Origin of the sequence: Spiroplasma endosymbiont of Melanargia galathea, assembly GCF_964031075.1 — a bacterium.
Lineage (GTDB): Bacteria > Bacillota_I > Bacilli_A > Mycoplasmatales > Mycoplasmataceae > Spiroplasma_A > Spiroplasma_A apis.
Genome location: NZ_OZ035000.1, coordinates 308,479 through 329,812, shown reverse-complemented (window position 1 = coordinate 329,812; position 21,334 = coordinate 308,479). Strand labels below are relative to the sequence as shown.

Annotated in this window: 24 protein-coding genes; 3 read left to right on the top strand and 21 right to left on the bottom strand. The window is 28.6% G+C overall.

Annotated features, from left to right (window positions below; all coding sequences use genetic code 4):
* Window positions 1–17: 17 nt before the first annotated feature.
* The 5 genes from AAHM92_RS01545 to AAHM92_RS01525 are packed head-to-tail and all read right to left on the bottom strand — an operon-like array spanning window position 18 to window position 4,005.
* Window positions 18–293, bottom strand: a complete 276-nt coding sequence (locus AAHM92_RS01545; protein WP_500222785.1) for an HU family DNA-binding protein — start codon at window positions 291–293, stop codon at window positions 18–20.
* Between the two features lie 24 nt (window positions 294–317).
* A complete protein-coding gene (locus AAHM92_RS01540; RefSeq protein ID WP_500222783.1) occupies window positions 318–1,322 on the bottom strand; it encodes an NAD(P)H-dependent glycerol-3-phosphate dehydrogenase in 1,005 nt (334 codons plus the stop codon).
* Window positions 1,323–1,324: 2 nt separating this feature from the next.
* Window positions 1,325–2,638, bottom strand: a complete 1,314-nt coding sequence (gene der / locus AAHM92_RS01535; protein WP_500222781.1) for a ribosome biogenesis GTPase Der — start codon at window positions 2,636–2,638, stop codon at window positions 1,325–1,327.
* A 2-nt stretch (window positions 2,639–2,640) separates the two neighbouring features.
* Window positions 2,641–3,318: a (d)CMP kinase gene (gene cmk, locus AAHM92_RS01530; protein ID WP_500222779.1), complete on the bottom strand. Its 678-nt coding sequence runs from the start codon at window positions 3,316–3,318 to the stop codon at window positions 2,641–2,643.
* 12 nt (window positions 3,319–3,330) lie between these two features.
* Entirely contained in the window at window positions 3,331–4,005 is a 675-nt protein-coding gene (locus AAHM92_RS01525) for a hypothetical protein (RefSeq protein WP_144083783.1), read from the bottom strand.
* Window positions 4,006–4,102: 97 nt separating this feature from the next.
* Between AAHM92_RS01525 and AAHM92_RS01520 the strand changes: the two genes are divergently transcribed.
* A complete protein-coding gene (locus AAHM92_RS01520; RefSeq protein ID WP_500222777.1) occupies window positions 4,103–4,279 on the top strand; it encodes a ferredoxin in 177 nt (58 codons plus the stop codon).
* Window positions 4,280–4,307: 28 nt separating this feature from the next.
* On the opposite strand, the gene AAHM92_RS01515 is transcribed toward AAHM92_RS01520, so the two are convergent.
* The 3 genes from AAHM92_RS01515 to AAHM92_RS01505 form a co-directional block, all read right to left on the bottom strand.
* Window positions 4,308–5,330, bottom strand: a complete 1,023-nt coding sequence (locus AAHM92_RS01515) for a rod shape-determining protein (protein ID WP_500223109.1) — start codon at window positions 5,328–5,330, stop codon at window positions 4,308–4,310.
* A 387-nt stretch (window positions 5,331–5,717) separates the two neighbouring features.
* Window positions 5,718–6,743 carry a rod shape-determining protein gene (locus tag AAHM92_RS01510; protein ID WP_500222775.1) on the bottom strand — a complete coding sequence of 342 codons (1,026 nt, stop codon included), beginning with the start codon at window positions 6,741–6,743 and terminating at the stop codon, window positions 5,718–5,720.
* Between the two features lie 83 nt (window positions 6,744–6,826).
* Window positions 6,827–7,489 (bottom strand): hypothetical protein, encoded by a 663-nt coding sequence (locus tag AAHM92_RS01505; protein WP_500222773.1) that lies wholly within the window; start codon window positions 7,487–7,489, stop codon window positions 6,827–6,829.
* A 78-nt stretch (window positions 7,490–7,567) separates the two neighbouring features.
* Here AAHM92_RS01505 and AAHM92_RS01500 point away from each other — a divergent pair, with 78 nt between their 5' ends.
* The gene (locus AAHM92_RS01500) at window positions 7,568–8,131 is read left to right on the top strand and encodes an inorganic diphosphatase (protein ID WP_500222771.1); all 564 of its coding nucleotides are present in this window, start codon (window positions 7,568–7,570) and stop codon (window positions 8,129–8,131) included.
* Between the two features lie 82 nt (window positions 8,132–8,213).
* Here the strand turns inward: AAHM92_RS01500 and AAHM92_RS01495 are convergent, their stop codons facing one another.
* The 12 genes from AAHM92_RS01495 to AAHM92_RS01440 all read right to left on the bottom strand — a co-directional run bounded on the left by AAHM92_RS01495 (window position 8,214) and on the right by AAHM92_RS01440 (window position 19,209).
* Window positions 8,214–9,590 carry a BMP family ABC transporter substrate-binding protein gene (locus AAHM92_RS01495; protein WP_500222770.1) on the bottom strand — a complete coding sequence of 459 codons (1,377 nt, stop codon included), beginning with the start codon at window positions 9,588–9,590 and terminating at the stop codon, window positions 8,214–8,216.
* Window positions 9,591–9,916: 326 nt separating this feature from the next.
* The gene (locus tag AAHM92_RS01490) at window positions 9,917–10,357 is read right to left on the bottom strand and encodes a hypothetical protein (RefSeq protein WP_500222768.1); all 441 of its coding nucleotides are present in this window, start codon (window positions 10,355–10,357) and stop codon (window positions 9,917–9,919) included.
* Between the two features lie 195 nt (window positions 10,358–10,552).
* On the bottom strand, window positions 10,553–10,981 hold the full coding sequence (locus AAHM92_RS01485) for a hypothetical protein (protein WP_500222766.1): 429 nt from the start codon (window positions 10,979–10,981) through the stop codon (window positions 10,553–10,555).
* Window positions 10,982–11,107: 126 nt separating this feature from the next.
* A complete protein-coding gene (locus AAHM92_RS01480; protein WP_500222764.1) occupies window positions 11,108–11,899 on the bottom strand; it encodes a hypothetical protein in 792 nt (263 codons plus the stop codon).
* 22 nt (window positions 11,900–11,921) lie between these two features.
* Window positions 11,922–12,941: a fructose-bisphosphatase class II family protein gene (locus AAHM92_RS01475; protein ID WP_500222762.1), complete on the bottom strand. Its 1,020-nt coding sequence runs from the start codon at window positions 12,939–12,941 to the stop codon at window positions 11,922–11,924.
* A gap of 197 nt (window positions 12,942–13,138) precedes the next feature.
* Complete coding sequence (locus AAHM92_RS01470; RefSeq protein ID WP_500222760.1) at window positions 13,139–14,770, bottom strand: hypothetical protein; 1,632 nt, start codon at window positions 14,768–14,770, stop codon at window positions 13,139–13,141.
* 138 nt (window positions 14,771–14,908) lie between these two features.
* The gene (locus AAHM92_RS01465) at window positions 14,909–15,625 is read right to left on the bottom strand and encodes a YebC/PmpR family DNA-binding transcriptional regulator (RefSeq protein WP_500223107.1); all 717 of its coding nucleotides are present in this window, start codon (window positions 15,623–15,625) and stop codon (window positions 14,909–14,911) included.
* Window positions 15,626–15,655: 30 nt separating this feature from the next.
* Window positions 15,656–16,273, bottom strand: a complete 618-nt coding sequence (locus tag AAHM92_RS01460) for a deoxynucleoside kinase (protein ID WP_500222758.1) — start codon at window positions 16,271–16,273, stop codon at window positions 15,656–15,658.
* A gap of 3 nt (window positions 16,274–16,276) precedes the next feature.
* Window positions 16,277–17,026 (bottom strand): pseudouridine synthase, encoded by a 750-nt coding sequence (locus tag AAHM92_RS01455; RefSeq protein ID WP_500222756.1) that lies wholly within the window; start codon window positions 17,024–17,026, stop codon window positions 16,277–16,279.
* Between the two features lie 4 nt (window positions 17,027–17,030).
* The gene (gene scpB, locus AAHM92_RS01450; RefSeq protein ID WP_500222755.1) at window positions 17,031–17,588 is read right to left on the bottom strand and encodes an SMC-Scp complex subunit ScpB; all 558 of its coding nucleotides are present in this window, start codon (window positions 17,586–17,588) and stop codon (window positions 17,031–17,033) included.
* A 5-nt stretch (window positions 17,589–17,593) separates the two neighbouring features.
* Window positions 17,594–18,346, bottom strand: a complete 753-nt coding sequence (locus AAHM92_RS01445) for a segregation/condensation protein A (protein ID WP_500222753.1) — start codon at window positions 18,344–18,346, stop codon at window positions 17,594–17,596.
* A 2-nt stretch (window positions 18,347–18,348) separates the two neighbouring features.
* On the bottom strand, window positions 18,349–19,209 hold the full coding sequence (locus AAHM92_RS01440) for a hypothetical protein (protein ID WP_500222751.1): 861 nt from the start codon (window positions 19,207–19,209) through the stop codon (window positions 18,349–18,351).
* Between the two features lie 188 nt (window positions 19,210–19,397).
* Here AAHM92_RS01440 and ispG point away from each other — a divergent pair, with 188 nt between their 5' ends.
* Window positions 19,398–20,486, top strand: a complete 1,089-nt coding sequence (gene ispG, locus AAHM92_RS01435) for a flavodoxin-dependent (E)-4-hydroxy-3-methylbut-2-enyl-diphosphate synthase (RefSeq protein ID WP_500222750.1) — start codon at window positions 19,398–19,400, stop codon at window positions 20,484–20,486.
* On the opposite strand, the gene AAHM92_RS01430 is transcribed toward ispG, so the two are convergent.
* The gene (locus AAHM92_RS01430) at window positions 20,483–21,331 is read right to left on the bottom strand and encodes an aldose epimerase family protein (RefSeq protein ID WP_500222749.1); all 849 of its coding nucleotides are present in this window, start codon (window positions 21,329–21,331) and stop codon (window positions 20,483–20,485) included. The genes ispG and AAHM92_RS01430 overlap by 4 nt on opposite strands.
* Window positions 21,332–21,334 lie beyond the last annotated feature (3 nt).

Sequence of the window (21,334 nt, the reverse complement as noted above, 5' to 3'; positions counted from 1 at the left end):
ATTAGTGGTTAAATAAATTATTTAGCCACAGCTTCTTTAAGTTGTTTTGCAACTTTAAATTTTGCTACTGTAGTTGCAGGAATTTGAATTTTTGATCCTGTTGATGGATTAACACCTTCACGTGCAGCTCTTTCAGTAGTAACAAACTTTCCAAATCCAGAAATTGAAACTTCTTCTTTTTTCACTAAACATGAAACAATTTCGTCAAAAATGAAACTTACCATTTTTTCTGCCTCTGCTTTAGTTGAGTTAAAATTTGCTGATAGTTTTTCTGATAATTCTTTTTTAGTCATGGTTATTACCCCTTCTATCTATACCTATACTACCTTAGCGTATTTGAAAAAATCGTGTATTAATACACTAGGCTTGCCATTATTATATAGTATTTTATACATTATTTCAAAAAAAGGTGAGGAAATTTTATGCTTTTTGATGATTTTATAAGCTAAATCACAAGCAGCAACACCCTCCACTGTATTTTTGTGAGTTTTTAATACATTTTTAGCATTGTCTTTTTCTGCAATTTGTAAACCTAATGAAAAGTTTCTTGATTTAGGAGAAGTTGCGGTTAATATTAAATCTCCTAATGTGGCAAAATTCATAAAAGTTTCTATTTTAGCTCCAAAATGTTTAGCAATATTGTATATTTCGGCATTACCTATTGTAATAAGTGATGCTTTTGAGTTATCAGATCCGGCAAAACCAGTTAAAATTCCATTTGCGATGGCTACAGTATTTTTCAAGGCGGCTGCTATTTCACAACCTATAATATCTGTTGAAGTTTTAACAAAAAAGTATTCATTTGAGAAAATATCCGCCATAAATTGCGCAACTTCTTTATCTTCATTACAACTCATAACGCAAGTAGGTTTTCGCATTATCACTTCAATTGCAACTGATGGGCCATAAATTGCACCATAAGACTTCATTACACCTTTGTTTGATAACTTGGTTTTTATTTTTTTACTAAGTACATCTAAGTTTTCACTGTCTAACCCTTTTGATACATTTATAATGTGCATTTCTCTTTTTCCATACTTAAGAACATTATCTAAGGCATTATCTAAAGCAAATGTTGGTGTTGATAATATTACTATTTCAGCCTTTTCCATAGCTTGTGCAAAATCGTTGGTAGCGATAATATTATCATTGATTATAAGGTCTCCAAAGAACTTTGAGTTCAAGTGTTTTTCATTGATATCGTTAATTTCGGTATTATCAATTCCAAACATAATAACGGAGTGTCCATTATCCGATAAAACATTAGCAAGAACAGTTCCATAAGCACCGGTGCCAACTATTGCTATTTTCATATTTTTCATTCTTATTTTCTCTCCCTAAAAATTATGTTGATTGGTACTCCTGAAAAATCAAATTGTGATCTTATTTGATTTTCTAGAAAACGTTTATAAGAAAAATGAACAAAAGAAGGATTATTGACGAACAACACAAATGTTGGTAAATAGGCCTCCACTTGTGAAGCATAATAAATTTTCAAACGACCACCATTATGGTTTGGTGCTGGATTTATTAGTTGAGCTTTGTTGAAAATTTCATTTAATAAACTTGTTCTAATTCTCTTCTTGATATTATCTCTCACTAATTCAACTATTTCAAATATTTTATGAACTCTTTTATTTTCTTTGGCTGATATAAAAATGACTTTAGCATAATTTAAATACTTGAAGTAGGCTTTAATCTCCTCTTCTTTCTTTTTCATCGTATTAGATTCCTTATTTTTAACTAAATCTCATTTGTTTCCGATAATGATTATTGGCTTATTTTCTTCGTAAGCAAAACCACCAATATTGGTATCGTGATCTGTTACAGGTTGACTCGCATCCAACATTAATATAACAACGTCTGCTTTATTGATGCTTGTTAAGGACCTTAAATAACTATATTTTTCTAAATTTTCGTATATTTTCCCTTTTTTTCTCATTCCTGCTGTGTCAATAATAGTATAGTTTTTACCTTCTACTTTTATTTTGGTGTCAACACTATCAATAGTGGTTCCAGCAACTTCAGATACAATCATTCTTTCCTCACCAACAATAGAGTTTACTAGGCTTGATTTACCCACATTTGGTTTACCAACGATAGAGATTTTTATATCATCTGAGTTCTCATTCATAGCAAACTTCGGCATTTTAGCTGTTATTGAGTCTAATAAATCACCAACCCCAATACCATGTGTTGAAGATATGAGACAAGGTTCTCCAAAACCAAGAGTCATAAAAGAATATGACTCATCATATGTTTGTTTTTTATCGTACTTATTAACTGCTAAAATTACTGGTTTTTTAGTTTTATATAATATTTTTGCAACCACTTCATCTTCTAGTGTTATACCTTCTCTAAAATTAATTACAAAAACTATTACATCCGCTTCCTTGATGGCGATTTCAGCTTGCATTTTGATTTCTTTTGCGAATGCTGTATCTTGAAGAGTGATACCACCAGTATCAACAATTATAAAAGGCAAGGTCAATCACTCTGCATTTCCATACATTCTATCCCTTGTAACACCTGGTTTATCTTCTACTATGGCTTTTTTTTCTTTGATAATACGATTGAATAATGTGGATTTACCTACATTTGGTCTACCAACAATTGCTACAACACCTTTTCTTGACATGCTTAACCTCTTTCTTGTTTTATCGAATGAATGTGTTTTAAGACTTTATCGACAACTTCATTAAAGGCTAAATCACTAGTATCAATTACTCATGCATCCTTTGCAATTTTTAGCGCTCCAACTTCTCTATTCATATCAGATTCATCTCTTGCTTTAATTTGGTTAAGGAGTATATTGTAATCCACACCTGATAAATTATTTTTTTTATTTTGTTCCATTCTTCTTTGGGCACGAGCCTCAGGCGAGCAATCAAAGTAAATCTTTAAGTCGGCCTTTGGTAGAACTACAGTCGTGATATCACGTCCAACCATTATATTCCTTCCATTTTCTACCATTTGTTTTTGTAAAAACACCATTTTCTCACGAACTTCACTTATAGTTGCAATATATTTGATATTTTCAACAACATCATAATCATTTATATATTGCGAATAATCATTGTCATTAATTTTTATAAATGAACCATCTATATCTACTGAATTAAGTTTTTTCAATAAATCAATAATTTGATCTTTTTTAGAAAAATTAACATTGTTTTGTAAACATCATTTTGTAAATGCACGGTACATTAGACCAGTATCTATAAATTTAAATCCTATTTTTTCAGCCACTAATGACATAACCGAACTTTTACCACTACCAGCAGTTCCATCAACTGCTATATTATAATTAGTTTGCATAATAAGAACTCCTTATAAAAAATATGGTGTAATAATAGAAACTATCATTATTATTATTGCCATTATTATGAATATCAAAACACCTTTAAATCTATATTTTTTCTCATACATTTTTCAATCTTTCATCAGTAGTGCTTGAGCTTTTTCTGTTTTATCACTCACTTCGGATAACATTTGCATAGTACTTCTTGTGTCTTGACTTCTAACTTTTTGTACAGTAGCCATTGATATCTCTTGTTCAACCCTTTTATTTAATTGTTGCTTTTGTTTCAACTTATCAATATTTATAGTAAAAATTTCTTCATTTTTTTTCAAACTGTTGAAATAACGAATAAACTTCTCATTTCTAAGTTCAATTTGTTCCTCTATATCACTATTTGGCATATTATTAGCGGGTGTTTCTTTAGATTTTATTTGTTTAAGGTCGTGCATATCTTTTCTAATCTCGTATTTTAAGTCCTCAGATATTAAACTAGTGGACCTATCTTTATCTAAATACGGTTTTTCGATTTGATGTTTTTTATCAAATATATCCAATTTTTCTTTAAAATAATTTACATCTATTTGTTTTAACTTTTCAAAAGTTGCACTTATTATTGATTTTTCATTATGAATTTGTATGTTATATGCTATTTCTTTATTAACTTGGTCATGAATTTGTTTATTTCTTTCCATTCTTGAAATCATATCCATACTTCACCTCTAATCAACTTATATATTATAAATTAATTATGCCACTTTTTAAAATTTTGTTATGATAATGTTAGGTTAAGGAGAACTTTTTATGAAAAAAACTTGAATTGACAAACCTTTATGTATTGGTTGTATGGCTTGTATTGAAATTGATGAAACAGAAACTCTCTTTATGGATGAAGATGGTTTAGCCGAAGCAAAAGATAATGATCTTGAACTGGTAGAGGCCCAAATGGTATGTCCTACTGGTGCTGTAAAAATTGGATAAAAAAAATCTAGACAATGTCTAGATTTTTTTAATAATATAACTCTTTTTTATGTTTTTTTAACATCTCTCATATTTCAGATTCAAACTTTTTAGTACCATTTATTACAGCTAATAAAGGTGCTTCACATATTTTAGTAGGAAGTTGAAGAGTGTCTGCAAAATACTTGTCAATACCCTTAATTAAAGAAGTACCGCCACATAAGGTTATACCATTTTTAAATATATCACCAGCCAATTCAGGTGGAGTTTCTTCAAGAACTTGTACGATTAAATCCAAGATTTTAGCCACACTTACTTTTAATACTTCTCTAATTTCTTCTGGGTTGAGTTCTACTGTTCTTGGAAGTCCAGAGACAACATCTCTTCCATAAACATTCATTCTTCTTTCATCAGGATATTTAGCTAATGAACCAATGTTAATTTTAATACTTTCTGATGTTTTAGCTCCAATATCCAAACCATATTGTGAACGCACAAACTTACAAACTTCGTCATTTAGGTAGTTACCAGCAACTTTGATAGATTTTGATAATACAATATCACCAGAACACATTACTGCAATATCTGTTGTACCTCCACCACTATCAACTATTAGTCTGCCGGTTGGAGCATTAATATTTACACCACCACCGATGGCTGCCATTTTTACTTCTTCTTCGATAAATACATATTTCGCACCAAAGCTTTGACCTATTTTCTTAAGTGCATTTCGTTCCAAAGTGGTTACTATTGATGGACAAGCTAAAAGCATAACGCACTCTTTTAAAATTTTTTCTAATCTTAATCTTGAGAAAATAAATTTTAACTGTGCCTGTGTAGCTTTTATATCTGTAATTACGCCATCAACCATAGGTCTAACTATTCTTAGATTCTTGTTACCTTTTCCAATCATCTTATAAGCTTCTTCACCAACTGCTACAATTTTGTTCTCTTTAATTTTATAGGCAACGATTGAAGGTTCATTATAAACAATACCTTGGTTACTAATATAAACCAGTGTAAAAGTTGTTCCTAAATCCATTCCCACAAAAATGTGTTTTTTACTATTCATCATATTTACCTCCAGCGAAGAAATGAACAAATCAATAACTTCCAAGTAAATTATAACATTAATAAAAAATAATTCCGTTAAATAGGTTATGTATGGAAATAATTTCAACCTTGTATACATAAAAAAGCATATTATCAGTGACTAATTTTTATATAGATAGTCGTGGTGTAAATTTTTATTACAATCGTGTTTTATTGGATTCTTTTTTAAGTTATTTTCAATTATCGGCAAGCTAATATTTGATGTCAAAATTGAACTTAGAAAGCTTGAGAATTGATCTAAAAGATTAATTTAAAGGTAACTAAAAAACTTAATTTAAATTAATTAGGAAGAAAAATAAAAAACTTGATGCAAACATCAAGTTAGTTTTTAAAATTCTTTTATTATCTATTTTGAATTAGAATTTTGATTATGCTTTTTTAATTGTTCATAAATGTAACTTTCATGTCTTTTGGTTCCGTTGATAACTGCCAATAAAGGAGATTGTCCTATTTTTGCAGGCAATTGTAATGTGTCACCAAAGTATTTATCTATCCCTTTAATCAATGCTGTTCCTCCACAAAGTGTCATACCATTTCTGAATATGTCACCAGCTAGTTCTGCAGGTGTTTCTTCAAGAACTCTAACAATCAAGTCGATAACTTTTGATAAAGGTATTTTTAAAACTTCTCTAATTTCTTCGGGTTTGATTTCGATTTCTCTAGGTAAACCAGAAACTATATCACGACCATAAACTTTCATAGTTTTTTCATCTGGATACTTTGCCAAAGAACCCATTTTAATTTTCACAGTTTCTGCTGATTTTATTCCAACTTCCATACCATATTGTGATCTTATGAACTTCAAGATTTCTTCGTTTAAAACGTTTCCAGCAACCTTGATAGATTTAGAGATAACTATATCTCCAGAAGCGATTACAGCTACGTCAGTTGTTCCTCCACCCATATCTACTACTAATTGACCCATTGGTGCTTCAATATTAATACCACCACCAAGAGCTGCCATTTTAACTTCTTCTTCTACAAATACTGTTTGAGCTCCAAAAGAAGTTGCTATTTTTATTAGAGCACTTTTTTCTAAATCAGTAATAACTGATGGACATGCTAGCAACATAACAGAACCTTTTAAAATCTTATCCAATCTCAATCTTGAGAAGATGTATTTTAATTGTGCTTGCGTTGCTCTTATATCGGTGATAACACCATCAACCATTGGTCTAACAATTCTTAAATTTTTATTACCTTTACCAATTAGTTTATAAGCTTCGTCTCCAACAGCCACAATTTTATTTTCTTTAATTTTGTAAGCAACTATTGATGGTTCATTATACACAATACCTTGCCCACTTATATATACCAATGTTGATGCTGTACCTAAGTCCATTGATACAAAAATCGGTTTTTTTCCTGCCATATTTCTTCCTCTTTTCAATATAATTAAATAATTTTTAACTACCAATAGATTGTACCAAAAAACCCTTAATTAATGAGTTTTAATTAAAAATCTCGTGGTGCAATTTTATCAATTGTTTTATAAATTGATATAAATATTCCATAGTTTAAAGTAAATTTTAAATAATTAAAACCAATCAAAATTAATGCAAAAGGTAAAGTTTTCAAACCCTCAGCTCCATATAATTTAAGTAAAAAAGAGAAATTTAAAAAAGTATTTCATAAACTAGTTAGACTAATTACAATTAAAGATACAATCAATAGTTTTATATAAACTCCATACTTAACTTTTAGTACAACTTTAGTTCTGAAAATTCATGCAAAGAGAATAAACATACCCAAAGAGAAACTATCGCTTAAATTCATAGCCAATACTCCTATTGGTTCAGCTAATGGGTCAATACCGATAAATCTCATTCAAGTGGCAGGAAACACAAGTAACATTGCATAAAAACCATTTATAAGTTTTCAACAGATAAGGAATGAGAAAAAACTTATTTCAATTCTTAAAAAATTATAAATCGGTATCAAACTAAACAAAATAACACTAAGCCATGACAAAAAAAGATTAAAAGCCAGTAACATTGCCATAATTGTTATTCTTTGAGTATTAAGTCGAAAATAACTTTTCCACCTATCTCTTTTAAAATTATTCTCTTTTAAAATTATATTTTCTTTGTCTGTTGGTAAACTTTTAAAGTTTTTCATAATTCCCCTTTTTCAATAATTTCGCAATTAACATAGTAATTTTACTATAAAATTTATTTGTATAAGGAGAAATAAATTATGAAAAATAATGTTATTGAAATGATAGTAGAAATTCCAAAAGGAAGTTCTAATAAATATGAGTATGATTTGAAAACAAAAAGCATAAGTCTTGATAGAGTTTTATATGGGGCTAATTTTTACCCAGGTGAATATGGTTTTATAGATGACACTCTAGATTGAGATGGAGATCCTTTAGATGTTATAAGTTTAGTAACTTACCCAACAATGCCTGGTGTGAAGGTGAAAGTAAGAATCTTAGGTACAATAAAAATGATAGATGCTGGTGAAATTGACACTAAACTTTTTGGCGTTTTTAATGATGACCCAAGATTTGAAAGCTACCAAAAATTAGAAGACGTTCCACAACATTTAAAAAATGAGATTGAAAACTTTTTCTTACAATATAAAGCTTTACAAAAAAAAGAAGTGCGAATCGAAGGATGAGGAGACCTTGATCACGCAATTAATGAAATCGAAGAATGTAAAGAAAGATTTTTAGAATATAAAGACAGATATCTTAAAGATGGAGGAAAAGAGGAAATATTAGCAGAGTGGAAATCTAAAGGTTTAGGTCAAGCTTAAATAATCAAAAAACTTTGGAAATAATCCAAAGTTTTTTGTTGTTTATTTTTTATTACTAATATTTATATAATGTTTTTAATATTTATTTTTTAAGTTCTTCTAGTATTTTACTTGCATAACCTTTAATTTTATCAGCGCTTAAAGTAACATCTATACCTTTGTTAGCAAGTTCTGAGAAATAATATTTAGATGAGCCTATTACTTTTTCTCCATTTTTAAATAATTTCATAATAAGGTCATATAAATTTTTATTTACTTTATTACCATTATCATATGAAATTTTACCACCAAGTCATTTTGTAGTTCCAGATCAAGTTTTTTTATCAGCTAGATTAACATCAACAAATTTTCCGTCTTTTTCTTCTGTCACTCCAATATCTTTATACTTTTCTAAAACCTTGTTGAAGAAATTCTCATTTTTATTGTATTTTTCTAGGTGTGAGATTGCTAATACTGTTGAAGACACAATATCTTTTTCAGCTGATGTTATGAACTGATCATTAAACTGTGGGTATACTTTAATTTGATCAGTATCTACACCTATAACTTTTGTGCTAGCTTTACGTTTCTTAATAACATTTAGTAAATCCCCTGTTTGTGGACCAGCAACTGGTAAAACAACATTTGCCTTATCAGTGTTTACCAATTTATCAGATATACTTTGTCCAGATCCTGCTAAAAAACTACCAGAAAAATAATTAGATTGATCAATTGCAATACCTTCATTTTGAGAATTTGCTCTCGATACTTCTACATTCAATAATTTTTCAAGACTTCCGTCTTTCAAGTTAGGATTTATTGCTTTAATCATTTCTTCTATATATTTTTTATTTTCTTCATCTTTTTTAAATTCATTATAAAAATTTATTGAAGCCAAGAAACCATGCATAAAGTTATCAACTGCAAAACCATTAGGGCTACCACCAAATGTAGCCAACACTAACTTACCATTACCATCTTTATTATAATTTTCGGTTGCCAATGAGTAAATTATTGATGCAAACCCTGAGTAAAACGCTGAAATATCTGCTCTAAACAATAAACCAGTTACGTTATTATGGTTTTCATTACTATTATCTATAATAACTACATCATCTATCAATTCAGAAGCTTTTTTAAGGCGTTCACCACCATGCTTATAACCCGGCAATATCAAGGTTTTCGCTCCAGCTGATTTTGCTATTTTATAACGGTTATCAAATTCTTGTTCATCTTTTGGTTCACTATATCCTATACCATCATATTTTTTATCTAAATTATCATTAATACCAAGTAAGTTCATTATTTCATTACCTGCGTTATAACCACTCTCATTAAAAGATTTATCATTGATTTTACCTGCATCGGTTACCAAGTAAACATCCATTCAACCCTTATATTTTTTTCCACAAGAAATGGCAGAAGACGCACTTGATACCAATACTGTAGTTGCCATAAGACTTGTTAATAGTTTTTTCATATTTCAATCCCCCTTTTCGTATAGAAACAAAATCTGTTTACTTCACAAAAAACCTTAAATTATTTTACTAATTTAAGGTTCCTTTCCAATCTAATTATATGTTGATAAATGTAAAGAGACTTCATTTAACTTACGACCTAATTATACTTTCAAAAATTAGAAATTCACAAAATATTAAATAATTTAAAAATAATTATTGATTTTTCACAAAAAAAATGAGAACCATACTCACTTTTAATATTATTTAAATAAATTTGCTTAATTAAATGTTTAAATATTTGAAAGATATTTATTACATTAAGAACAAACACTTATTAATAGAGGATTTAAACCTCTGTGAATTCATCCTTAGCTACTCACGCTGTTGTACCCACAACCGCTATTGAGAACAATGAAATAAATGTTAAAAATAAAATAACTTCTTTATCAGATGACTTCAAACCAATACCTACTATCAATATCATAATTAGGTCAATAAATATAACAACTCCTACTAAAAGATGGGCATAATTTGCTATTTTATTGAAACTATTATTTCCATTAGCGTTCATGATGATAATTATAAGACTGACAAAAAGTCCTATTGCTGAAAGCGAAAGTAATAATAATGTTCAAATTATCATATTTTTTTCTAGGAAACTTCCTTTTTGATCATCTAAGAATGAGTAAAATGGGTCTCCATACTGGTCCTTTGCTGCATAAAATACTACAGTAGTAATCAGTAGACAAGAAAAGCTTGCAAGCATTGCTATTCATGATTTTTTCATAAAATTTTTCCTCCTATTAAATAAACATAAATTTACTTATAAATAAATTATACACTCTTGTTATTTTAGTAATGAAGGTAATTTAATGTTTTTTTGGTTTTGTTTTACAAGACCAAATTATTAAATAAGACTAATAAAAAACCTCAGTAATTGAGGTTTGAAACATTATTTAAATTGTTTTATTATTTACCATTTTTAAGCGGTAAATTCATCTTTTGCGACTCATGCTGTTGTTCCAACTACTGCAGCAGAGAAAACCACCACAAGAGCAAATATAGCTGTTGACATAGTTGACACAGGTTTAACAGTTATTCCTGATACTAAGATCATAATAGCAGAGAATAAAACTAATACCGCAACAAAAATATGAGCATAGTTTGCATATTTGTTTAATGAATCATTATCTTTAAAGTTTAAAAATAAAATCACTCCACTAACAATCAATCCTAGTATTGATACTGCCATTACCAAGATTGCTCAAATTTGCATTTGATTTGATGGGAACTTACTTCCTTTTAAATAATCATATAGAAAAATTGAGCTATCCTTTAATGCAAAAAATAAGATTGAGATGATTGTCAGTACACCAAAACTTGCACACATTGCTATTCAAGATTTTTTCATAAAACGTTCCTTTCTTATAAGAAACCATAGGCTTCTTATGAAAAAAATTATACACCTTTAAAGGTTTAACACTTTGATTTACACGGTATTAAAAATTACTTTTAAAATTTAAAATGTATTTAGTCACTAAATGCAAACAAAGGGTCCTAAGAATTTTGTGTTTTCTGTTTTTTGATTTAATCTAAAAATTTCAAAATTGAGTTTGTTAAACTCAAGTGAATACACTCTCGCTGCTATAATATCAGTTTTATAACCAACACACTCGCTATCAACAAATGAAACAATTTCTCTTTCATATTTTGTTTCTAATCAGTTTTTACCTTTTGTAGAAAAGTATAAACAAGAAATTATTATAAAAAAAGTTAAAAATGAAAGTGCTTGGAAAATTGGAATCCTTATTAATCACATAAATATTCCTTCAATCATTATTCTATCTTCTGAGAAAAAGAAATACATTATGAAAAGTATCATAGAGATAGCTGTTGTTAATGAGTAAATAAAATAAGCTAGTTTAGGTATTACCGACCAAAACAAATTAAATTTTTTCAACTCTTTATCGTTTTGATAACGTTTTGTATTATACCAAATACTTGCTAGTAGATAATCAATTTCGTATCCAACACTAGGCATCACCCATCTAGGTATCGTGATTTTTTTCTTTTTTTTGTTTAACATGTTGAAAATTCTTGAATAGTTATCTACTACTCCATATTCGATAGTCAAATCCGGACACTTTAAATACTTCTGAAAGTTCTTTATGAGTTCTTCAATTTTTGTAGTAGATATATTTATATCTGCCGAGTTTATTTCTCTTACTTTAATTCTGGAATAAACTAAAGTATTGTACAGTTTCAAAGAAAACAAGGTCAAAAGTGTTAATAAAACACCTATCAATAATATTTTATGTATATTTTCCATTAATTTTATTGCTCCTTTTTTTCTAACGCTTATACTTATCAAATAAATATTTAATTTCCGGCTTTAAAGTATTAACTTTTTTCACATCATAAACCGATTTTATATTCCTTACAATACCATGACTAGCCATGAAAGCATTCACAAAAAACTTCCCACCCTTATAGTTTATTGGTTTTAAAGTTCCACCAGCTGTTAAACCGGAGGCAAAAAACCTTGTTCTATTATCCGCTACTAAATCTATATCTGACAATATAGTTGTGAAATCGATATTATGTTTTGATAACCATGCTGATTCTTTTAATATTCTATTTTTAGTCTCTTCTTCATTTGGTCAAATATCTCCATAAGAAACTAAACGGCATTGCATCTTACAACCAGAAGCAATTGCCAAAGATGCCATCAAGCATCCTTCAGGAGCACCTCCAATACCATAAACTATATCAGCTTCACCATTCACAACATCAATAGCAGCTAAAACATCACCATCTTTTATTAGTCTAATAATTACACCAAGATCATTTAACTCTTTAATGATCTTTTGGTGTCTTGGTTTATCTAAAACAATACATTTAATGTCTTTTCTATTGACCTTTAGTTGCATTTGTTTAATTATTTCTATTATTCCTGAATTTAAATCTAATATTTCATTGAACTCATTGCTAACAAATACTTTTTCCATATACATTTCTGGAAGTTGTAACATTGTATTTTCCCTGGAAATTGCAATTGTGGAAATACTACCTGCAAAGTTATAAGCAGCGGGATTGGTACCCTCAATTGGGTCGACTGATGCATCAAATATTGGTGCATCATAACTGCTTGGACTACCTAATATTTGGCCCACAAACAACATTGGTGCTTCATCCAACTCTCCTTCACCATTAACTATTTTTAATTTGAAACCCTGCTCATTCTTAAGCATTACTTCAAAAGCTTCGACAGCTGCTTGATCAATCTTATTTTTATCTTTCAAACCAATATATTTATAAGAAGCAATTGCTGCTAACTCAACAGTACGCAATAAAACAACATCTTTATTCATTTAAACTCTCCTAATCAATTACTATTATAACAAAGAAAAAACCAAGTATTTTTTTAATAAGTTAAAGGAATATAAAAAAAATCTTAATAGATAAGATTGAAAAGTATATTTTTTTTAGAAAATGTTTTGGCAATGTCACTTTAATGATATTTGTTAAATCTTAGTCCTATTAAAGTAATTATAAATACCATCAAATCCTAAGTATCTTTTTTTATTTTATAAAAGCTCATCAAGAAACTTGAACCAAAGTATTTTCCAGTATCTAAGATTTCCACTTTGAAGTTAGTATCTGTAATATCAATAATATTTATGTCATAACCTAATATTAAGTTAGCTTTAGGATACTTTGCATTTAACAAGACTTTGATTGTTGGTCGATAAACTTTGTAACCTGAAGAAGGATAGGTTAATATTTCACCTAAATTTCTATCTTTTATGATTTCTTCAAGGTTTCCTAATTTATCTAGCTTGTTATAATTGTATGTTATTTCAACTTCACCTTTATATGTAGGATTATCATTTTTTGCTATCATTTTTACTTTGTTATTTCCGACCCAACTTAATAAATAGTACATAAATTGATAATCCAAAGATATATTATTCAATTTATTTATTTTCTCGAAAACAACATTAGCATCCCTATTAAAACTATCAGTATATCCATCGATTTCTCCGATGTTTACCATTTTGATTTCATCCTTCAAATCTTTTTTATTGAATACAGTTTTATCATTATCAATTTCAAAATATATATCACATCCAGTATTATGTATATACGGGATTACTGGATGATTATTCATCACACTTAAAGACACAAAATATTTCTTTTTATTTGGATTATAATAAGGTTCGCTACTTATACCTTGTATATATTCGGTGTTAATATGAGGATTTTCTATCATAAGTTGTTTTAAAAAAGCGTCAACATCAATTGTAACCTGCTCATTATAGTTTTTGGCTCCTTTTATTAAACCAAACTCTTTATTTTTGATTGAGTTTGTTAATGATACCTTCTCTTTACCTTCATATTCAACCAATACTTCTCCTCGGAATGTAGAATAATCACTATTTGATTTAATGATAGCTGATGTTGAGGTTATGTTTGTAACTGTTAAAGCATCTGAGATGGAGTTTCCAAAATTATCATTGTGAAATGATGCAGCTTCAAGTATCTCTTCACTTGTAAAAACACTCTTTCGTGAGTAAATTTTACCTAAATAAGTCTTCTTTATTAAATTATTGACTTCAATACTTTCCACTTTTTTGTAATTATAACTGATAGAAACTTCTCCTTCATACTTAGTTGACTGAGGGTTTGCACTTATCCTTGCACTTGATTCATTCACCTCTGATATAGAAATATCATCAAAGGTAAACTTAGTATTATTAATATCATTAATTTTATTTAATAAAATGCTATCACTAGGTATATTTGTATTATCTTTTATGTTTCCTAAATTAGTTTTAGTTATTAAATCTGTTAAGTTCCCTTTTTTATGGATGTATTTAAATGTTAACAAGCATTCTCCAATCACATTTTTTCCATTACCTTTTATTCTAGCATTAAAAACAGTTAGAGTTTCATCAACCAACGATATATCACTTGAATTCAAATCTAAGCCGGTATTAACCTTATTTACTCTAGCAATTAATAATGGTAATGAAGGAAGTTCCTCATAACCTTCAAATTCTCCTAAACTAGTATTTATTGTTCTAAGGTCCTTTAAATTTTGATCATCGTTTTTTATTTGAATACTACAACTTAATGTTTGGACTGTACCGATTAAAAATAAAAAGTTACTGCTTATTAATATTAAAACTTTTTTCATTACTTATCTCCTTTTAGATAGTATATCAATATATAAGTGTTTCTTAATTTTAGATTAACCTGATAAATTGAAAACAAATTTCATAAACTTACCTAATTATAAAAACCACCTTAATGGTGGTTTTTATGATATATTTACTTAAATTTCAACGTTGTGATAAACTTCTTGTACATCTTCAAGTTCATTTAATTTATTTATAAGCTTATTAAACTGTAATTTTGTTTCTTCATCATTAATTTTAATGAAATCATCAGCCAACATAGTAGTTTCTGCCAATTTATAATTCTTTAAACCCGCTTTATCTAAAGCTGTTTTAACTGCATTAAAAGATTGAAATGATGCATATACCATTGTTAATCCATCTTCTTCAATAACATCATTAACTTCTGCATCTGTGTCCATTAATAATTCTAGAACTTCTTCAACGGACTTTTCTTCAAACGCAAACAAACTAGTAGGTTGGAAGGAATGAGAAACCGAACCTGAGTTGGCAATCTTTCCCCCGTTTTTATTAAATGCATCCCTTATTTCTGCTATTGCTCTATTAACATTACTAGTTAAAGAATCAACAATTATCATTGAATTTCCGGGTCCATACCCTTCATAACGATTAGAAACGTAATTTTCAGCATCGCCACCCTCTGCTTTTTTTATAGCCCTATTAATTACATCTGTAGGAACTTGTTTTGATTTTGCTTTATCAATTGCACTTCTTAATGCCAAGTTTGCCTCAGGATCAGAGCTACCATTTTTTGCAGCCATATAAATTTCTTTAGAAGCCCTTCCATAAATAGCAGATTTCATAGCTGCTGTTTTTTCCATACTTTGTTTTCTTACTTCGTGAGCTCTTCCCATAAATATTCCTTTCACATAATTTAAACTAATTTATTTTACCAAATTGGGTTCAATTTCGTATATTTTATTCATAATAATTTCCATTTTTTCTTCTAAATCGTCACTTTCAGCATTGACAACTAAGAAATTGAACATATGTTTTCTTCTTTCAAAAAAGTCATCGTACCTTTTATTTAGTAACTCCCAATACTCATAAGGTGTTTCTAGTTCTTGAATTCTTCCTCTATCTTTAATTCTTTCGATAGCCTTATCTGTTGATAACTTCAAATAAATAACTAAATCAAACTCTGATTTATATCCAAGACTTGGTATTATAACTTGTTCGTAAAAATCGGTGTAAGTTTTGTAATCAATATCGTTCATGGTTTTTAAATCATGATTAACTGTAACAAAAATTGGATCTTCAAGAATTGTTCTATCAAAAATTACATTTTTTAATGATTTTGCTTCTAATAATTGTCGACTTCTTGCTGTTAACATATAGATTTGCATTTTAAAAACATTTGCTTTCATGTCTTTGTAATAATCATCAAAATAAGGGTTATTATCAATTGGTTCAGGAAATATTTCATAACCAAGTTGCTTTGAAATTAACTCAGAAATTGTTGATTTGCCAGCTCCTACAGTTCCAAATAATGCTATTCTCATAAATTACTCCTTATTATTTTTTTTAGATATTGAATTATAAATACCGTAGAATTGTTTAATTTCGTGTGGTTTTAAACTTCTAAACTTACCAACTTCAATATCATTGATTGTTAAAAACTCTATTTGCGTTCTTTTTAACTTTTTCAAATTTATATCAGCAGCTATTAACATTTTTTTAATATGATGTTTTCTACCTTCGGCTATAGTTATTTCAACTATTGACTCATTATATTGATCATCATATTTCAGTAATGCAGCATGTATTGCTTTTGTTTTATAATCTTCATCAATGATAACACCGTTTAATAAGTTTTTAATTTGTTGTTTAGTTACTTTACCATCACAAAGCGCTTGATATGTTTTTCTAAATTCATACTTTGGATGCATAACAAAGTTAGCAAATTCTCCATCGTTTGTCATTATTAATGCACCACTAACATCATAATCCAACCTACCTACTGGATATACCCTAATTTTGCTATCTTTAAAAAAGTCAGCAACAGTTTTTCTTTCTTTAGGGTCATACATAGTAGTAACAACCAATCTTGGTTTATTAAATAAATAATAAACTTTTTCTTTAACAATTTCTAGTTTTTTATTATTAATTTTAATCTCTACATCACAATTAAATTTCGAACCAAGTTCTGTAACTACGATCCCATTAACTTTAACTTTACCGCTTGTGATTAAAGTTTCGGCTTGTCTTCTTGAACAATAACCTCTTGTTGCTATAATTTTTTGTAAACGTTCCATATAACTAATCTCTTTTGAAAATATCTTTTTCTTCTTCTATTGTTTCTTTTAACTTTGGTAAATCATCAAGGCTATTTAAATTAAAGTACTTTAAGAAATCATCAGTAACTTTATACAACATTGGTTTCCCTAAGTCTGATGATTTACCCGCTTCTTCAATTAAGTTTCTTAACTTCAATTTATAAAATATTGTCTCGCAATTAACGCCTCTAATGTCCTCGACTTTAGCTTTTGATATTGGGCCTTTGTAGGCAATAATAGACAAAGTTTCGATGCTTGCAGTTGATAACTTCGCTTCTGTTTTAATATTAGATAACTTAGCATAATGCTCGGCATTTTCTTTTTTGGTTATCATCCTGAATTTATTTCTTGCAAACTTTTGAATATCTAAACCACCGGCTTCGTCCCCTCTATATTTATCTTTTAAAGCGTCAAGTATTTTTTCGATTATAGAGTCTTCTTCTGTGTTTAAAATAAACTTCAAATCATCTATTGAAACACCATCATCTCCATTAACAAAAAGAAGTCCCTCTGTAATTGCTAATTTTTTATTAAACTCCATAGGTATTATTCCCTTTCACTAACTAAATAATCAATTATCACATCATCAACTTCTTGATAAATATAAATAATTTTTTTAGACGCTAAATCTAAAACAGCTAGAAATGTAGCAACTAGCATTCTTAAAGTAAAATGTTTCTCTTCTATCAAATCACTTAGTTTTATTTTTTTTATTCTATTTTTTTCTAGAAAATTTCTTATTTCAACAGCAATTTCTTCTGGAGACACATCTACGTTTGTCAATGTGTTAGTTTCCATTACAGTTGATTGTTTTTTTTCAATAGCTTTTAAAAATATTTTTGCAAACTTATCGATATCAATATTATTCGGGGCTAATGGTAAATTATCATCATCAATTTTAGTTATCTTGAAAACAGATTTTGGTTTACTATATACCTTTAAAGAATCCTCTTGTTGTTCTTTGAAAAAGTTTGTTACTTCTTTGATCTTATGATATTCCATTAAGCGTGATAATAATTCTTGTCTTTGATTTTCTTCATAATCTGAATCAACCTCAACAACTTCCTTTGGGATTAATAATTTCGACTTCAGTTCAATAAGATATGCAGCCATCACAAGGTATTCGCTTGCAACTTCAATATCTAGCTCTTCACACTTTTGAATGTATTTTATATATTGATTTGATAATTCCAATAAATTGATATCCATAATATTCAATTGTTTTTCCTTGATCATATGAAGTAATAGATCTAAGGGTCCATTGAAATTATTTAAATTTAAAGATTGTCATCGTTCCATATTTATTCCTTAACTGTTTCGCCTTTTTCTTTAAGGTTTTCCAAAGTCTCAATTAGTTGTCTTTCGGGCTTTAAGTATTTATTCAGCGCTATCATTATTCTACCGACAATTATAAATAATAAGTCTATCGAAAAAGAAATATTGTACTTAAAACTAGGGTCTGCGAAATCATGTTCCAATACATTTCTTAACCTTCTAATATAATGTCAAGCTTTTGATATAGTTATTGTTTCGATACAAATAGTTAATTTTTTATGATCGATTAAACTATTAGTTAGAAATCCGATATCCTTTGGGAAATCTACAAAAAATTTCAAACCATTTTCATTATAATCACTTTTTATATTTTTGTAATATTTATCATTTAGGTGCCTAGCAATATATGTAAATTTATCAAAAACAGTATACAAATATTTGAATGTCTCGTTTTGTTGGTGAAACTCAACTGTATTTATGCCAAACAAAGTCTTATAATCAGACAATGAACTGTATTCATAGGTTTTTTCTAGGAAGTAGCGAACAATACTTTTAATTTCGACAAAGATTTTGAAATCGAATATATCTCGATCACTATATAATGCTTTTTCTAATGCTTTTTTACAAATTTTTATGTAGTCCGCAATATGTTTTATGGTTAATTTTATATTTTCGTTTTTAGTGATTTGTATATTTAAATAACGTGCACTTTTTTCACAATAATGTACTAGTCTCTCAATTATGGCATCTTGTTTGAAAAATGTTTCATCTAAATATTCACCTATTACATCAACATATGTCAAAAACTCATTACGAGATTCATAGCTTTTATGAATTAGAGCATCATTAATTGCAACTATGTCCCGCAATGTAATTCTTTCTGCCACTTATTTCAACTCCTATAACTTTAATTATACTAAAAAATCCTTGTAGTTAAGGTTTTTTGAACTATATAAATTAAAATAACTAAAATTTGTATTTAATTAATATGTGTATAATTAATATGAAACTTTAAAAGCAAGATTGCAATTAAAGATAATGTTAAAACTAAAATATAATTTGTAGGGGGTTAATAATGTATAAAAGAACTGAAACTAGGCCCGTCTATGTTGGGAAAATTCAAATTGGTGGTAATAATAAAGTTGTAATTCAATCAATGACTACCTCAAAAACTCACGATGTGGATGCAACGCTTGAAGAAATAAATAACTTATACAAAGAAGGTTGTCAAATTGCTAGAGTTGCTGTGCTTGGGATTGATGATGCAAATGCTCTTCAAGAAATAGTCGAAAAATCACCAATACCAATAGTTGCAGATATTCATTTTAATTATAAGTTTGCATTGATAGCTGCTGATTCTGGATGTGCAAAAATTAGAATTAACCCTGGAAATATTGGTATCGAGGAAAACACAATTGCAGTTGTACAAAAATGTAAAGAAAAGAACATACCTATTAGGATTGGAGTAAACTCAGGAAGTTTACCAAAAAAATTAGTTGAAAAATACGGATGAACTCCCAAATGCATGGTTGAGGCACTTAGAGAACATATAGAGATTTTAGAAAAGTATGAATTTTATGACATAATTTATTCTTTAAAAGCTACAGACCCATTAATGGCAATTGAAGCATACAGTCTTGCTTCAGAAATATGAAATTATCCAGTCCATATAGGAATTACAGAAGCAGGTAGTCTATTGAATGGGGCCATTAAATCTAGTTTTGGAATCGGTTACCTATTATTCAGAGGTATTGGAAATACCATTAGAATAAGTTTAAGCGAAGACCCTGTTATGGAAATAAAAGTAGCAAAAAGATTGCTGAATTCGATTGGTTTATTCGATAATATGGTTGAAGTTATAGCTTGTCCAACCTGTGGAAGATTAGAATTTCAGTTACGAGAAGTAGTAGCGGAGATAGAATCATTTGTTGAAAATTTACATTTTCCATTAAAAATTGCTATTTTAGGTTGCGTTGTTAATGGTCCAGGTGAGGCTTCGCACGCAGATATTGGAATAGCTGGAGGGAAAAACGGAGGAATCATATTTAAAAAAGGTAAAATATTTAAAACCGTTTCCCAAGAAAAACTTGTTCCCGAATTAAAAATGTTAATATTGGATTATTATGAAGAATGAAAGAGCAAAAATCAGAATAGTATGGACTAATTAGTATTGAATATCATTTGAAATGATATTTTTTTTGACTCTTTAGGATTTAATTTTAAGATCTTGTACTTATTTTTTAAATTATGATCACTATTTCCACTCTTGTCAGGCATACCACACCACGGTTCTATACAAATAAATCCACTATCATTATTATCTCTTCAAAGACCCAATGTTGAATAATCATTCAGGGGTAGTTTAAATTCAAATGAATCATTTTTATATAGTAAATAACCTGATCTTAGGGTGTCACAAAAATAAGACTTTGATTCAGAAAAATCAACATCCTTGATAATAATTTCCTTTCACTTTTTTTTATTTTGTTCATATTCTAAGTAAAGTCCTTCTGGAGTGAATGAATCAAAGAAGGTTTCTTCTGATTCTAAAACTATTTTTGAAGAATCATCAACTTTAAATGCTGGATGATGTCCGAATGAATAATACATATCAACATCCTCAACATTTGTTACAACGAAATCGATGGAAAAAACATTTTTAGCGACTTTCAAAATTAAATCTAGTTCAAACTCAAAAGGATAAATTTTTGAGAATTGACAATTAGATGAAAACGATAATACTGCGCAGTCGTTATAAATGCTTTTTATTGTCCAATTATTTATATTTTTCATAAAACCGTGTCTTGGTAAAGGATATTTAACGCCATTATATTTAATATAACCGTTAATAGCTCCACAATTTGGAAATAGCAAGGGTCATGTTTTTTTTCAAGACGAATTCTGTTGATAGCAAACCTCATTATTTTTGAACTTCAAACTAGTTATTTCAAAATTGCAACTATCGGCTTTAAAAGTAATATCTAAGTATTCATTCTTTATTGTATACATATT